Consider the following 13,632-nt stretch of genomic DNA (forward strand, 5'->3'; position numbering starts at 1 on the left):
CCCGTGGAGCTGTATCGGCGTCCCTCTGGGGTCGTACGAGCCCGTAGGGGTCCCCCTGAGGTCGAACAACCGGTGGGGGTGTCATCCCCATCGGGCCGGTCGTCCACAGGCGTCAGACGGTCCTATTGACCCAGCCTCTAACAACTGTCACATTCACCAGTGTCAAGTTACGGGCACGTACCGCAGTCGATGGGGACAAGGTGGGACGGTGGCATGACGACGGCAGTGGCGGGCGGACTCTCGGCGGAGCTGCGGGGGTTCCGGGAGGTCCAGCGTCTCGCTTACGACTGCGCGGAAGCGGTCGCCGCGCAGCTGAGGCCGGGCGTGACCGAGCGCGAGGCGGCGCGCATGCAGCGCGACTGGCTGCGCGAGCGCGGGGTGCGTGACTGGTTCCACCTGCCCTTCGCCTGGTTCGGGGACCGCACGGCGTTCGTGGGCTTCCGCGTCCCGCCGCAGTTCTTCCCCACCGGCCGGCGTCTGGAGCCGGGGATGCCGTTCATCCTCGATCTGGCCCCGGTCCACGGGGGTTTCACGGCGGACGTCGGATACTCGGGCTCGTTGGGTCTCAACCCCCTGCAGGACAGGCTGCTCGCCGACCTGGAGGCGCACCGCGAGCTGATCCTGCGCGAGGTCCGCGAGCGCAGACCGCTGCGCGAGATCTACCAGGACGTGGACCGGCTCATGGTCCGCCAGGGATACGCGAACCGGCACCGCGCGTACCCGTTCGGGGTGATCGCGCACAAGGTCGACCGGGTGAAGGAGCGCTCCTGGTCGCCCCGGCTGTTCGGATTCGGCACGCAGTCCCTGAAGGGGCTCGCGGCCGACGCGCTCCACGGACACCGCGACGGCTGGTCGCCGCTGTGGTCGCCGTACCGGTTCTCCGACCACCCGCCCCGACTGGGGCTGTGGGCGGTCGAACCGCACCTCGGATTCCGGGGCACGGGTGCGAAGTTCGAGGAGATCCTGGTCGTCACCGACTCCAGGGATCCGGAACAGAGCGCCTTCTGGCTGGACGACGATCTGCCGCACGTGCGGCGCTGGGCGGAGGAGAAGTGAGTCTCGACGGAGCGCGCGAGCGCCGGGTGCGGACGGGCGGAATCGAGCTGTGCGTCGCCGAGCTGGGCGACCCGGCACAGCCGACGGTGGTGCTCGTGCACGGCTATCCGGACTCCAAGGAGGTGTGGTCCGAGGTCGCGTCGCGCCTCGCCGAGCGCTTTCACGTCGTGCTGTACGACGTCCGCGGACACGGCGCTTCGACGGCCCCGCGGCCGCTGCGGGGCGGGTTCACGCTGGAGAAGCTGACGGACGACTTCCTGGCCGTCGTGGACGCGGTCAGCCCGGACCGGCCGGTGCACCTGGTGGGGCACGACTGGGGTTCGGTGCAGTCCTGGGAGTTCGTCACGGTCGCGCGCACGGAGGGCCGGATCGCCTCCTTCACCTCGATGTCGGGGCCGTCCCTGGACCACTTCGGGCACTGGATCAAGCAGCGGGTCAGGCGCCCCACTCCGCGCAGGGTGGGCCAGCTCCTCGGCCAGGGCGCGAAGTCCTGGTACGTGTACCTGTTGCACACCCCTGTGCTGCCCGAGCTCGCCTGGCGCGGTCCCCTCGGCAGGCGGTGGCCGGGGATCCTGCGGCGGATCGAGCGGGTTCCCCCGGGCGACTACCCGACCCCGTCGCTGCCCGCGGACGCGGCGCACGGCGCCTGGCTGTACCGCGACAACGTCCGGGCCCGGCTGAGCCGGCCACGCCCGGACGCCTACGCGCATGTGCCGGTCCAGCTCATCACGCCGCTGGGGGACGCGTTCCTCTCCGAGCGGCTCTACGACGAGCTGGAGCGGTGGGCCCCGGAGCTGGTGCGCCGCACGCTCCCGGCCAAGCACTGGATTCCGCGCACCCGGCCCGATCAGGTGGCCGCCTGGATCACCGAGTTCGTGCACACCAACGAGGACGGGGTGCCCGTGCGGGACACCGTGGCCACCGGCAGGTACGCGGAGCGCTTCGGCGGGCAGCTGGTGCTGGTCACCGGTGCGGGCAGCGGCATCGGCCGGGCCACCGCGTTCGCGTTCGCCGAGGCCGGCGCGCGCGTGGTGGCCGTCGACCGGGACGCCGAGGGCGCCGCGCGCACGGCCGAGATGTCCCGGCTGATCGGCTCCCCGGACGCCTGGGCCGAGACGGTCGACGTCTCGGACGAGCAGGCCATGGAGAAGCTCGCCGAGAAGGTCGCCGGCGAGTACGGCGTGGTGGACGTGCTGGTGAACAACGCGGGGATCGGACTGTCGGGGTCCTTCTTCGACACGACCCCGGAGGACTGGAAGAAGGTCCTCGACGCCAACCTGTGGGGCGTCATCCACGGCTGCCGGCTCTTCGGGAAGCAGATGGCCGACCGCGGCCAGGGCGGTCACATCGTCAACACCGCGTCGGCGGCGGCGTACCAGCCCTCGAAGGCGCTGCCCGCCTACAGCACCTCCAAGGCGGCCGTCCTGATGCTCAGCGAGTGCCTGCGCGCGGAGCTGGCCGGCCAGGGCATCGGGGTCTCCGCGATCTGCCCCGGCTTCGTCAACACGAACATCACCTCGACGGCGCACTTCGCGGGGGTCGACGCCACCGAGGAGAAGCGCCGGCAGAAGAGGGCGGCGCGGCTCTACGGACTGCGCAACTACCCGCCGGAGAAGGTGGCCGACGCGATCCTGCGCGCGGTGGTCCGCAACCAGGCGGTCGTTCCCGTCACCCCGGAGGCGCGCGGCGCCCGCCTGATGGCGCGCTTCACTCCGAGGGCGCTGCGCGCGGTCGCGCGAATGGAGCCGCCGCTGTGAGCGAGCGGCACACGATCACCCCGCGCCGGGTCTCCTTCGACTGGGAGCGGACCCCGCTGCACTGGATACCGGACGAGCCGACCGCCACCCACGTCGTCAATGTGCTGCACCTGCTGCTGCCGGCCGGGGAGCGGTGGTTCGTGAAGGTCCTCAAGGAGGGGCTGCCGCTGATCGGGGACCCCGAACTCCTGCGGGACGTCAAGGGGTTCATGGGGCAGGAGGCGACGCACAGCGTGCAGCACGCGTACGTCCTCGACCACCTGGCGGCCCAGCATCTCGACACGGGGGACTTCACCCGGCACGTCGACTTCCTCTTCGAGAAGGTGCTCGGTGAGCGCCCGCCCCTGGCCGTGCCGCTGCCCGACCGGGAGTGGCTGCGCTTCCGGCTGTCGGTGGTCGCCGCGATCGAACAGTTCACGGCGGTGCTCGGCGACTGGGTGCTGGCCGCCGAGGGCCTGGACCGTGCCGGGTCCGACGAGGTCATGCTCGACCTGCTGCGGTGGCACGGCGCGGAGGAGGTGGAGCACCGCGCGGTCGCCTTCGACATGTACCAGCACTGCGGCGGCGAGGGCCTGCCCCGGTATGCCCGCCGGATCGCGGGCATGGCGGTCACGGCGCCGATGATGCTCTACCTCTGGGCATGGGGCGCCGCCTATCTCGTACGTCACGACCCGCAGCTCGCGGGGCGGGCGCGGTATTCGCTCGCGGCCCACAACAGGGCGGTGCGCAAGGGTCTGTTGCCCACCTGGAAGGAGCTCGGCGCGGCCGTACCGCGCTATCTGCGGCGGTCGTACCATCCCTCGCAGGAGGGCTCGCTGCGCAGGGCCGTCGAGTATCTGGCGCAATCGCCCGCGGCGCGGGCGGCGGCGGGGGCGATCGGGCGCGCGGCCGTCTCGTGACGGCCCGGGGGCCGGGAAGGCAGGGAGCGGTGAGCGACGAGCCGGCCGGTGCCGTGTACCGCATCGAGGACCTGGCGCACCACAGCGGCGCCACGGTCCGGACGATCCGTGCCTACCAGGACCGCGGGCTGCTCCCCCGCCCCGAGCGGCGGGGCCGCGCCAACGTGTACGCGGACGCGCATCTGGCCCGGCTGCGGCAGATCGCCGACCTCCTGGACCGCGGCTACACCCTGGCGTCCATCAAGGAGCTCCTGGAGGCGTGGGACACCGGCCGGGGTCTGGGCGGGATCCTCGGGCTGGTCGCGGAGGTCGACGGACCGTGGACCGACGAGCGGGCGGTGCGGATCTCCCGGGCCGAGCTGGACGAGCGCTTCGGGGGGCGGCCGGACGACGCGGCGGTGGCGGACGCCGTGGAGCTGGGTGTACTGGAGCGGATGCCCGGCAGCGAGGACTCGTTCCTCGTCCCGAGTCCCCAAGAGCTGTCCGTGGCGGTCGAGTTGTATGCGGCGGGAGTTCCGCTGTCCGCGATCTCCGGTCATCTGCGGGAGTTGAGGGTCAAGGTCGAGCACATCGCTTCACGTTTCCTGGAGTTCACGACCGAGCACGTCTTCGCGCGCTATCTCGGCGAGCATCCGCCGACCGATGCCGAGGCGGCCGAGGCGGCCTCGCTCGTACGTCGGCTGCGGCCGCTCGCGCAGCAGACCGTGGACGCCGAACTGGCGCGGGCCATGCGCTTGTTCGCCACCCGACAGCTGCGTGAGCACTTCGGCCCGGAGCAGCCCCCGGAGCAGCGGGAGGAGACGTGTCCCGTGGAGTTGCCGGTCACCACAACGCGGGCCGTGGAGCGCCTGGTTGGTACGGAACAGGTCGCGGCCTTCGTCGCGGCGGCGGCCGAACGGGAGCTTCAGGCAAGGACGTTGGATCGACTCGCCACAAACCATGCCGCAAGTACCATGATTGACGAAACCCCCTAAAGTGGCGTCCAGTTGTCCACAGATTCGTCAATTCCCCTGTGGATAACCACACTTGGCTGTGGATCAAACCTCCGAACCAAAATCAAATGCGTGATCAGTGTCTCGCCAGGCACCCTGGTCGGATGAACGAAGAGATGAAGGTAGGAATGGATGAAAGACGCACCGTGAAGGTGTCGAAATACCTCTCGAAGCATCTGCGGCATCAGCCCGAGCGGATCGGGCTCACGCTCGGCGAGGGAGGCTGGGTCGAGATCGACACGCTGATCACGGCGGCCGCGTCGCACGGATTCCGGTTCAGCCGCGCGGAGCTCGACCACGTGGTGGCCACGAACGACAAACGGCGCTTCGCCGTGGAGGGCACCCGCATCCGCGCCAGCCAGGGCCACTCCGTCGAGGTCGACCTGGGGCTGCCCGCCGCGACCCCGCCGTCGCACCTCTACCACGGGACCGTGGCGCGCAACCTGGACGCGATCCGCGCCGAGGGCCTGCGGCCCATGAACCGGCACGACGTCCACCTGTCGCCGGACCGGGAGACCGCCACCCGGGTCGGCGCCCGCCGCGGGCGGCCGGTCGTGCTCGGCGTGGACGCCGGCGCCATGCACCGCGACGGCCATGTCTTCCGGGTCAGCGCGAACGGTGTGTGGCTCACCGAGGCCGTACCCCCGGCGTATCTGCGGTTCCCCGGCCCGCACTGAACGGGGACCGCCCCCGGAGTGATCACACGGCGGCAGCCCACCGCCCCCTCCGGCCGGCCACGCGACCGCGGTCGGCCCTCCTTCGCCCGGCCCGCGCCCGGCCCCACGGCACACCGGCCGCCCGCACCTCCACGGCTATACTCACGGCCGCATTCGACATGGTGAGAGGAAGTCCAGGTGACGGGTCCGACTGCGCTGAACTCGGTGATCGACGGCAAGGAGGTCCCCGGAAGCGGTGTCACCTACGCCTCCCGCAACCCGGCGCGCCTGAGCGACGTGGTCGCCGAGGTCGGGCTGGCCGACGCGGGACAGCTGCGGGACGCCTGTGCGGCGGCGCGGCGGGCACAGCGCGAGTGGGCGCGGGTACCGGCCCCGGTGCGCGGACAGGTGGTGGGGGCGTTCGGCCGACTCGTGGAGGCGAACAAGGAGAGCCTCGCCCGACTGGTCACCCGCGAGGTGGGCAAGCCGTACGCCGAGGCCCTGGGCGAGGTCCAGGAGATCATCGACACCTGTGACTTCTTCCTCGGCGAGGGCCGGCGCCTGTACGGGCAGACGGTTCCGTCCGAGATGGCCGACAAGCAGCTGTTCACCTACCGGATGCCCGTCGGGGTCGCGGTCATCGTGACCGCGGGGAACTTCCCGGTGGCGGTTCCGGCGTGGTACCTGGCCCCGGCCCTGCTGTGCGGCAATGCGGTGGTGTGGAAGCCCGCCGAGTACGCCGCGGCGACCGCGCGCGCCCTGGCCGAACTCGCCTGGCGGGCGGGTGTGCCGGCCGGAGTCCTCAACCTGGTCTACGCCGACGGCGAGACGACGTTCGAGGGGCTGGGCACCGCGCTGGAGGACGGCCTGGTGGACAAGGTCGGGTTCACGGGCTCGACCCTGGTCGGCCGGCGGATCGGCGAGCTGTGCGGCCGGCACCTGCAGACGCCGTGCCTCGAACTGGGCGGCAAGAACCCGATGGTCATCGCGCCCGACGCGGATCTGGACCTGGCCGTGGAGGCCGCGCTGTTCTCCGGGTACGGCACGGCGGGACAGCGCTGCACCTCGCTGGGCACCGTCATCGCGCACGAAGAGGTGCACGACGAGTTCCTGCGCCGGTTCACCGAGGCGGTGCGGGACGCACCGGTGGGTGACCCGGCATCCTCCGCCGTCGTCTACGGCCCGCTGCTGGACGAGAAGTTCGCGCACTCCTACGAGACCGCGCTGAGCTGGATCGACGCCCACCACACGGTGCTCGGATCGAGCGCCGTCGGCAGGATCACGGCCGAGTCGCCCAGGGCCGGGTTCGTCGGTGACCCGTCGGACGGCCTGTACTACCACCCGGTACTGGTGGACGGTGTCCGCCCCACGGACAAGATCTTCCTGGAGGAGACGTTCGGTCCCCTCGTCGGGGTCACGACCTACCGGACGCTCGACGAGGCGATCGAGCTCGCCAACGCTCCGGGCTACGGACTCTCCGCCGCGGTCTGGACCCGTGACCCGGCCACCGCGTTCCGCTTCCGGCAGGGAATCGGCGCCGGGATGGTCAGCGTGAACAACTCCACCTCCGGTGCCGAGGCCCACCTTCCGTTCGGAGGCAACGGCAAGTCCGGGAACGGCAGTCGCCAGTCCGGTGTCTGGGTGCTCGACCAGTTCACCCGGTGGCAGTCGGTGAACTGGGACTTCTCCGGCACCCTGCAGAAGGCCCAGATGGACGTGACGACCGTCGAGTCCGACCTGGACTACCGGCTGCCGGCTGCCTGGATTGACGAAGCCTGAGAAGGCCTTCGGCGCCGACGGCGGTGATCGTGACCACCTCCGTCGGCGCCACAGCGGCACCGGACCCGTTCAGGACCGGCGGTCCGCCCAGGTGCGCTGGACGACCGTCCTCGCGTGGCCCATCGTCCAGTCCGGCAAGGCCGCCAGGGCCCGGTCGGCGTCCTTCCCGGTCCGCAGGAACACCTGGTCGACCTGGATCCTGACGGGACCCGAGCGTTCGACGGTCACCGTGTGGCCGTCGAAGCGGCCGACGACGTCGACCACCGCCTCGTCGCCCTCGAAGGGCCGGCCGCCGACGGAGAGGCCGGGGCCGGTGACCGTGACCCTGACCAGCTCCGCACGGTTCGCGCCGATGGCGATCCGGACGGGGGCGGTCGGACCGGCGGTGTCGAAGGAGACGGTCCCCTCCGGCACGGACACCTTCCGCGCGGCGAGCCCACCGTCGCGGACCCGCAGTCCGGTGTCGTGCGCGACCTGGTCGACGATGCCCAGCTTCTGCGGCGTGAGGTAGTCGCGGCCCTCCAGCACGATCCGCGCGTCCTGGCCGTCGGTCTGCTCCTGGAAGAGGCTCACCAGCTTGGGGTGCGCGCTGTCGTACGGCGAGATGAGGCCGACGACCAGCAGTCCGCAGGCGGTGTACGCCGCCAGGGCGAGGCCGGAGCGGCGCGGCGGCCGGCCGGCGTGCACGGCGAACGGCGCGAGGATCAGCGCCAGCGGGACCGCGACCAGGGCGCAGGCCACGGCGACGGCCGCGTCCATGGGGACGGCGGTCGGCAGCCGGCCCATCATCGGGACCGCCAGCTCGAACAGGTTCCGGGCGAACTGGGCGATCAGTACGAACAGCGCGAACGTGCCCATCAGCAGCGGCACCGCCCGCCAGCGGCCTGGCAGCAGCAGGAATCCGCCGATCGACACGACCAGCAGGGCGGAGGCGATCCACAACAGGTAGCCGAGTCCGACACCGAACCAGGCGGTGAGCGCGCCGAGCACGACGACCGCCCAGGTGTTGCCCAGCAGGGCGGTGCGGGCCCCCGGCCGCCGGTCGCCGTCCGGGGTCCGGCGACGGCGCCTGCGCTCCAGCAGCAGTTGGGGGGCCAGCGCGCCGAGGACGATCAGGGGCAGCGTCACCAGATAGACCAGCCACGGGTGCGCGAACCAGGCGTGCGGGCCCGCCAGGGACTGGGCCACGCCCACCACGATGCCCGTGAGCACGGCCGCCGGGAGGCCCAGCAGGGCGGCGCCCGCGGTGGCGGCGACCCTGCCGGGCCGGATGTCCCAGACCCGGCAGGCACGCCAGGTCAGCCCGGCCAGGGCCAGCAGCAGGGCGAGCATGCCGGCCTTCGTCAGCAGCGGGTCGAGGGTCACCCACCACCGCGACAGCACGTCGAAGTAGTAGGGGGCGGGCTTCCGGTCGCTCAGGTCGGCGGACCCGGTCACGTCGGAGGCGAACCGGACGGTCAGGTCGGTGACCGCCTGCGCCGAACCGGAGCCGATCCCGGCGACCCGGTCGTCCGGCGTGTGGTAGCGGTAGCCGTCCTCGAAGAGGGCGTAGTCGAGGCCCGACCAGCCCCGGGCGCGCCACACCCGGCTGTCGGTGTCGGAGTTGATGAGGCCCGCCTGGAACAGCCACTGGCCCAGGACCGAGCCGTAGGGCCGCGCGGTGTCGCCCGCCAGGTCGACCAGCCCGCCGTCGTCCTTGCCGGCCTGGAACAGGATGGGCAGTCCGCCCGACCCGACGGCCTCCAGGTTGAGGAACCAGCGGACGTGCGACGCCCACGGGTGCTTGGTGAACGCGTCCGCCCCGGTGAGGCCGACCTCCTCGCCGCCGTTGAACAGGTAGATGACCGTGCGGTGGTGATCCTGTCCGGCCAGTTGCCGAGCGGCCTGGAGCACCGCGCCGACGTTGATGCCGTCGTCGGCGGCGCCGGGCCCTTCCATCGCCGAGTCGACGTGGACGTTGACCAGCAGGGCGTCGTCGGTGTCGCCCTGCTGGCGGGCGATCACGTTCTCGACGCCGTAGTCGACGGCGCGGTCGTGGAAGCGGTACGAGCCCGAGGCGCGCTGCCGTTCCACCTCCAGGCCCGGAATCGCCTTCAGGTCGCGGGAGACGAGGTCCAGCGCACCGGCGAGCTGAGGGCTCGCGGCGACGTGCGTGCCGAAGCCCTCCAGCTGCCGGGCGGTGGCCAGCGCCCCCCGACCGGCCTCCCGGTCGGGGGACGGGCGGGTCGCCCAGTACGCCAGTGAGAAGGAGAGGGCCAGGAGCAGGACCAGGACCCCCCAGGTGCGGACGAACCGCCTGGTGTCGGGCCGGGAGGGCCCCGCGCCCACCGCACGCGGTGCGGACGACGGCGCGTTCACCGCACGCGGCCGGGACTTCAGCATGCTCACCGCACAGACCTTTCCCTGGTCATTCTCCGGTCCCCCCCATGTCCCGCAGCCACGAACGCAGTTCACGCTCGACCGTCTCCGGGTGTTCGAGCGTGAGGGCGTGCGCGGCGTCCGGGACCCGTACGAGCGAGGCCTGCGGGCAGGCGCGTTCGAGCTCCTGCGCCATGGCCCGCATGCCGACGGTGTCCGCGTCGCCCACCAGTACCCGGACCGGGCAGCCGAGCTCCGCCAGACGGCCGGCCGCGGGCTCGGTCTTCACGAAGTCCGGGGTGTCGCGCTGCTGGGCGTAGTTGAGCCGCGACATCTCGGCGACCGCCTCGCGTACGGCAGCGCGCACGGGTTCCGGTTCACGGCTCGGGCCGTCGACGAACAGCCGTACCTCGTGCGCGATGAGTTCCTCGACCGACCAGGCGTCCTCGGCCGCCTCGATCGCGTCGAACAGCGGGCGTTCGTCGTCCGTGACCGGGGTGTCGAACCCCGAGATGTCGGGCGCGAGCAGGAACAGCCCGCCGACCCGCTCGGGATGGGCCAGCGCGAAGTCGATCGCCAGCCGCGCGCCCCGTGACTCCCCCACCAGGACCGCGGACTCGAGTCCGTAGGCGTCCAGTACGCTCCCGAGATCGGCGAGGTCGGAGAACTCGCCGTCGAGCGTCGTCGTCGACCGGCCGAAGCAGCGGCAGTCATAGGCGACGGCGAACACCTCGTCGTCCAGCGCCCGCATCAGCGGGGACCACATCTGGGCGTGGGCTATGCCGGAATGGACCAGGACGGCGGCGGGGTTGCCCGGTGTGCCGCTGTTGTCGGCCTGGAGCGACCCGCCGGGGACTGTGATGGTGCGCGTTTCCATGTTTCTCCTCCGATCGACTGCAGATGGCAGCCGATCACGAATTCGGCGACTTCTTCGACATGGCTCAGCAGGTACATGTGACCGCCCTGCCACATGCGGGTCGGACAGCCGCCCTGGGACTGCTCCGCCCAGGCCGCCAGGCCCTCGGCGGGCACTCCGGGGTCGTCGGTGCCCCCCAGGGCGAACACCCGCGCCGAGAGCCTCGCGTCCTCCCGGTACCGATAGCCCATCGCCATCCGGTAGTCGGCGCGGATGCCCGGCATGACGAGCTCCAACAGCTCGGGCTGCTGGAAGAACGACGCCGGCGTCGCACCGTGCGCACGAAGGCCGTCGAGGATCTCGGCGTCCGTGGGCGCGGGCCTGGGGGGCAGGGTCTGCGGCGCCGGCATCCCGGAGGCGACCAGGCAGCGGACCGGGAGCGAGCGGCGCTGGAGCCGACGGGACAGTTCGAACGCGACCAGCGCGCCGAAACTGTGCCCGAACAGGCTGGTCGGCCGCTCGTCCGCAGACAGCTCGTCGGCCAGGGTGCCGACGAGCAGCTCCATGTCCTCCACGGGCGCCTCGAGCATCCGCTGTTCGCGTGCGGGCAGGAAGGGTGCCCACAGCTCCACCTCGGAGGGGAGCCATCTGGTCCAGCTCTCGTAGACCGTCCCGTTGCCGCCCGCGTAGGGCAGGCAGACGATCCGGCTGGTTCCGTCACCGGCGCTGAGCCGTCTGAGCCACGTCATGACGAGTGGTCAGCCCCGCACGCGGCGCGGACGCATGTCGGTCCACACCGTCTCTATGTGGTCGAGGCATTCGTCCTTGCTGCGGGCCGGTCCGTCGGCCTGCCAGCCGGCCGGCAGCTCGCGGTCGCTGCGCCAGATCGAGTACTGCTCCTCGTCGTTGACGACGACGACGTATCCGGTCTCTGCGGTGGTCACGGTCATTGCGTTACCTCTTCGAATGTCAGGGGTGCGGTGAGGATGGGTTCGGAAGCCGTCGGCAGCCGTCGGCTGAAGATCCCGAAGGCGGTGCTGATCGCGATGCAGGAGAGCGCGATCACGGCCAGGGTCACGGAGCCGGACGTCGCCTCCAGGGCGATGCCGGCCACCAGAACGGACAGGGGTTTCAGGCTGAACGCCGCGACCTGCGCGGTCGTGGTCACGCGGCCGAGGAGTTCGTCCGGGGTGAGCCGCGCCCGGAGGGTGCTGTAGAGGATCGCGGAGAGGGACTCCCCCCCGCCCGCGAGCAGGACGACACCGAGGGCCAGCGGCAGCGACGCGGTACCGCTCAGGACGAGCAGCCCGACGCTGCCGAGGACCGTGCCGGCGCACATCACCGCGATGGAGGCCTCCTTGATCCGCGAGGCGAGCACGGCGCCGGCGATCGCACCGACCGCGTAGACCGCGATGATCGACCCGAGGACGCCGGGCGACCAGCCGAGATCCTCACGGATGAAGTACGTGGCACAGATGATGACCGGCGAGGTGAAGAACGTGATCGCCGCCCAGTAGAGCAACGCCGCCCGCAGCAGCCGGTGCCCGGCGATGAACCGGAAGCCCTCCAGGACCTGCCCGCGCATCGGAACGGGCGCGTGCTCCCGCGGGGCCTGCAGCGGGCGGCGGATCAGCATCAGGGTGGCCGCCGACACCGCGAAGGTCAGCGCGTCGGCCCCCAGGGTGCCGGCCCCGCCCACGCCCGTCACCAGCAGGCCTGCCAGCGCCGGCCCGGCGATGTAGCCGAGCGCGTTGCCGATCGACAGCAGCGAGTTGGCCTCGCCGAGCCGCTCCCGGCCGACCAGCGACGGCACACAGGACAGGCATGCCGCCTCGAAGACGGCGAACAGCGCGCCGACCGGCACGGCGATCGCGTACAGCACCGGCAGTACGGGCACGCCGAGCACCGCGGCCAGCGGGACCGCGCCGACCAGCAGCGTGCGTCCGACGTCCGCCCACAGCATCATCCGCCGCCGGTCGAAGCGGTCGGCCCAGGCGCCCGCGGCGACGCCCAGCACCACCATGGGCAGCGCCGACAGCATGGCGATCAGGCCCATGTGCAGCCCGGAACCGGTGAGGGCCAGGACCAGCAGCGGAAGGGCGGTCTTGCTCAGCGCGTCGCCGAGTGCCGAGGCGCCCTGGCCGCCCGCGAACAGCAGGAAGTCGCGGTCCTTCAGCAGGTGGGGGCCCACGGGGGCGGAGATGCTCGCAGGGGTGCTCACCGTCAGGCCCAGTCGTCCCAGTCCTTGGCGCCGGTCACGTTGCGCAGACCGCCCTGGGACTTGAAGTACAGCTGGGCCAGGTAGCGCTCGGGGATGCAGGTCAGCCAGCCGAGGGCGTTGTCCTCGCCGACGATCTGGTGGCTGTACGAGATCGAGGTGTCCATGGCCTCGATGGCGTGCCAGTAGCCGCTGGGGACGTACAGCGTCTCGCCCGGGTGCAGGACGGTCTCCTCCACGACCACGTCGCGGAAGCGCGGGTGGCGGGTCAGGTCGGGACGGCGGTAGTCGACCTGCGCCATGCCGAACTGGCGGCGGAACGGGCGCGGGTAGAGCTTCTCGTGCTGGTCGGGGGAGACGAAGTAGCAGCGCTTGCGGCCGAGGACCTGGCTCAGGTAGGCCGCGGTCTGCATGCCGTCGCTGTGGAAGGGGGTGACGGTGCCCTTGCTGCCGACGAACATCACCGCCGCGACGCGGGAGGACACGGTCGCCCGCGGAGCGGGCTTGTCGCTGCCACGGTTGAGGAAGGTCTTGGCGAGGTACAGCCCGAGCAGCTTGGCCGGGTTGGCCGTGCCGGTCTTCCAGTCCGCCTTGAAGCGGATGTCGGCCCAGTTCGGCGCCAGGTCGGGGAGGTCGTAGTCCTCCGCGAGCCGCGGGTAGTGCTCCAGCATCCGGTGGACGGGGTAGGCGCGCAGGTAGAAGGCGCGGCCGGGGTCGGTGTTCTTCTCTATCTCGTCGAGCAGGGCCGCCAGCTTCATCCCGCGGAAGCCCCCGACGTTGCCGAGGATCAGCTCGTTGTCGAGCCGCTGGAGGTTGGCGTGGATGTCGAGGTCGCCGAGGTGCTCGCGGAAGTAGTCCAGGCTCCAGCGCTCCATGGCCGGCCAGGAGTCCATCAGGCCGGTGATGACGGCGGGCTTGCGCTTGTAGACGTACTCGCGCTTGAACTCCTCGGGGGAGGGCGCGTGGATCCGGTCGATCGCGTCGGTCCTCACCGTGGCCTCGGAGAAGATCGTGCCGGCGACGGTCGCGTCCTGCTCGGCCGGGTTGATGGTCATGACGGT

The 13,632-nt window shown here is 71.6% G+C and carries 12 protein-coding genes; 6 read left to right on the forward strand and 6 right to left on the reverse strand.

What is annotated here, in order from left to right; all coding sequences use genetic code 11:
• The first annotated feature begins 213 nt into the window (after positions 1 to 213).
• The 6 genes from HEP85_RS20270 (at position 214) to HEP85_RS20295 (ending at position 7,139) form a co-directional block, all read left to right on the forward strand.
• Positions 214 to 1,056 (forward strand): M24 family metallopeptidase, encoded by an 843-nt coding sequence (locus tag HEP85_RS20270; RefSeq protein WP_168528979.1) that lies wholly within the window; start codon positions 214 to 216, stop codon positions 1,054 to 1,056.
• Positions 1,053 to 2,813, forward strand: coding sequence for an SDR family oxidoreductase (locus tag HEP85_RS20275; RefSeq protein WP_168528980.1), 1,761 nt, complete (start codon positions 1,053 to 1,055; stop codon positions 2,811 to 2,813). The genes HEP85_RS20270 and HEP85_RS20275 overlap by 4 nt, the downstream gene beginning before the upstream one ends.
• On the forward strand, positions 2,810 to 3,712 hold the full coding sequence (locus HEP85_RS20280) for a metal-dependent hydrolase (protein ID WP_168528981.1): 903 nt from the start codon (positions 2,810 to 2,812) through the stop codon (positions 3,710 to 3,712). Before HEP85_RS20275 ends, HEP85_RS20280 begins: the two co-directional genes overlap by 4 nt.
• 29 nt (positions 3,713 to 3,741) lie before the next feature.
• Positions 3,742 to 4,686, forward strand: a complete 945-nt coding sequence (locus tag HEP85_RS20285) for a MerR family transcriptional regulator (protein ID WP_168528982.1) — start codon at positions 3,742 to 3,744, stop codon at positions 4,684 to 4,686.
• A 146-nt stretch (positions 4,687 to 4,832) separates the two neighbouring features.
• Complete coding sequence (locus tag HEP85_RS20290) at positions 4,833 to 5,381, forward strand: RNA 2'-phosphotransferase (RefSeq protein WP_168533827.1); 549 nt, start codon at positions 4,833 to 4,835, stop codon at positions 5,379 to 5,381.
• A gap of 177 nt (positions 5,382 to 5,558) precedes the next feature.
• Positions 5,559 to 7,139: an aldehyde dehydrogenase family protein gene (locus tag HEP85_RS20295; protein WP_168528983.1), complete on the forward strand. Its 1,581-nt coding sequence runs from the start codon at positions 5,559 to 5,561 to the stop codon at positions 7,137 to 7,139.
• A gap of 69 nt (positions 7,140 to 7,208) precedes the next feature.
• Here HEP85_RS20295 and HEP85_RS20300 read toward each other — a convergent pair whose 3' ends face one another.
• The 6 genes from HEP85_RS20300 to HEP85_RS20325 are packed head-to-tail and all read right to left on the reverse strand — an operon-like array spanning position 7,209 to position 13,626.
• Entirely contained in the window at positions 7,209 to 9,521 is a 2,313-nt protein-coding gene (locus tag HEP85_RS20300; RefSeq protein ID WP_369658125.1) for a M20/M25/M40 family metallo-hydrolase, read from the reverse strand.
• A gap of 25 nt (positions 9,522 to 9,546) precedes the next feature.
• Complete coding sequence (locus HEP85_RS20305) at positions 9,547 to 10,374, reverse strand: alpha/beta hydrolase (protein ID WP_329288963.1); 828 nt, start codon at positions 10,372 to 10,374, stop codon at positions 9,547 to 9,549.
• Positions 10,275 to 11,102: a thioesterase II family protein gene (locus HEP85_RS20310; protein ID WP_168528986.1), complete on the reverse strand. Its 828-nt coding sequence runs from the start codon at positions 11,100 to 11,102 to the stop codon at positions 10,275 to 10,277. Before HEP85_RS20310 ends, HEP85_RS20305 begins: the two co-directional genes overlap by 100 nt.
• Before the next feature lie 9 nt (positions 11,103 to 11,111).
• The gene (locus HEP85_RS20315) at positions 11,112 to 11,303 is read right to left on the reverse strand and encodes an MbtH family NRPS accessory protein (protein WP_168528987.1); all 192 of its coding nucleotides are present in this window, start codon (positions 11,301 to 11,303) and stop codon (positions 11,112 to 11,114) included.
• Positions 11,300 to 12,574, reverse strand: coding sequence for an MFS transporter (locus HEP85_RS20320; protein ID WP_168528988.1), 1,275 nt, complete (start codon positions 12,572 to 12,574; stop codon positions 11,300 to 11,302). The genes HEP85_RS20315 and HEP85_RS20320 overlap by 4 nt, the downstream gene beginning before the upstream one ends.
• A 2-nt stretch (positions 12,575 to 12,576) precedes the next feature.
• The gene (locus HEP85_RS20325) at positions 12,577 to 13,626 is read right to left on the reverse strand and encodes a cupin-like domain-containing protein (protein ID WP_168528989.1); all 1,050 of its coding nucleotides are present in this window, start codon (positions 13,624 to 13,626) and stop codon (positions 12,577 to 12,579) included.
• Positions 13,627 to 13,632: the final 6 nt, after the last annotated feature.

The organism is Streptomyces sp. RPA4-2 (assembly GCF_012273515.2).
GTDB lineage: Bacteria > Actinomycetota > Actinomycetes > Streptomycetales > Streptomycetaceae > Streptomyces > Streptomyces kaempferi.

Excerpts from the sequence above, each read along its gene's own strand:
- HEP85_RS20270 (WP_168528979.1), top strand. The coding sequence starts at position 214 with ATGACGACGGCAGTGGCGGGCGGACTCTCGGCGGAGCTGCGGGGGTTC.
- HEP85_RS20290 (WP_168533827.1), top strand. The coding sequence starts at position 4,833 with ATGGATGAAAGACGCACCGTGAAGGTGTCGAAATACCTCTCGAAGCAT.
- HEP85_RS20300 (WP_369658125.1), bottom strand. The coding sequence starts at position 9,521 with ATGCTGAAGTCCCGGCCGCGTGCGGTGAACGCGCCGTCGTCCGCACCG.
- HEP85_RS20305 (WP_329288963.1), bottom strand. The coding sequence starts at position 10,374 with ATGGAAACGCGCACCATCACAGTCCCCGGCGGGTCGCTCCAGGCCGAC.
- HEP85_RS20310 (WP_168528986.1), bottom strand. The coding sequence starts at position 11,102 with ATGACGTGGCTCAGACGGCTCAGCGCCGGTGACGGAACCAGCCGGATC.
- HEP85_RS20315 (WP_168528987.1), bottom strand. The coding sequence starts at position 11,303 with ATGACCGTGACCACCGCAGAGACCGGATACGTCGTCGTCGTCAACGAC.
- HEP85_RS20325 (WP_168528989.1), bottom strand. The coding sequence starts at position 13,626 with ATGACCATCAACCCGGCCGAGCAGGACGCGACCGTCGCCGGCACGATC.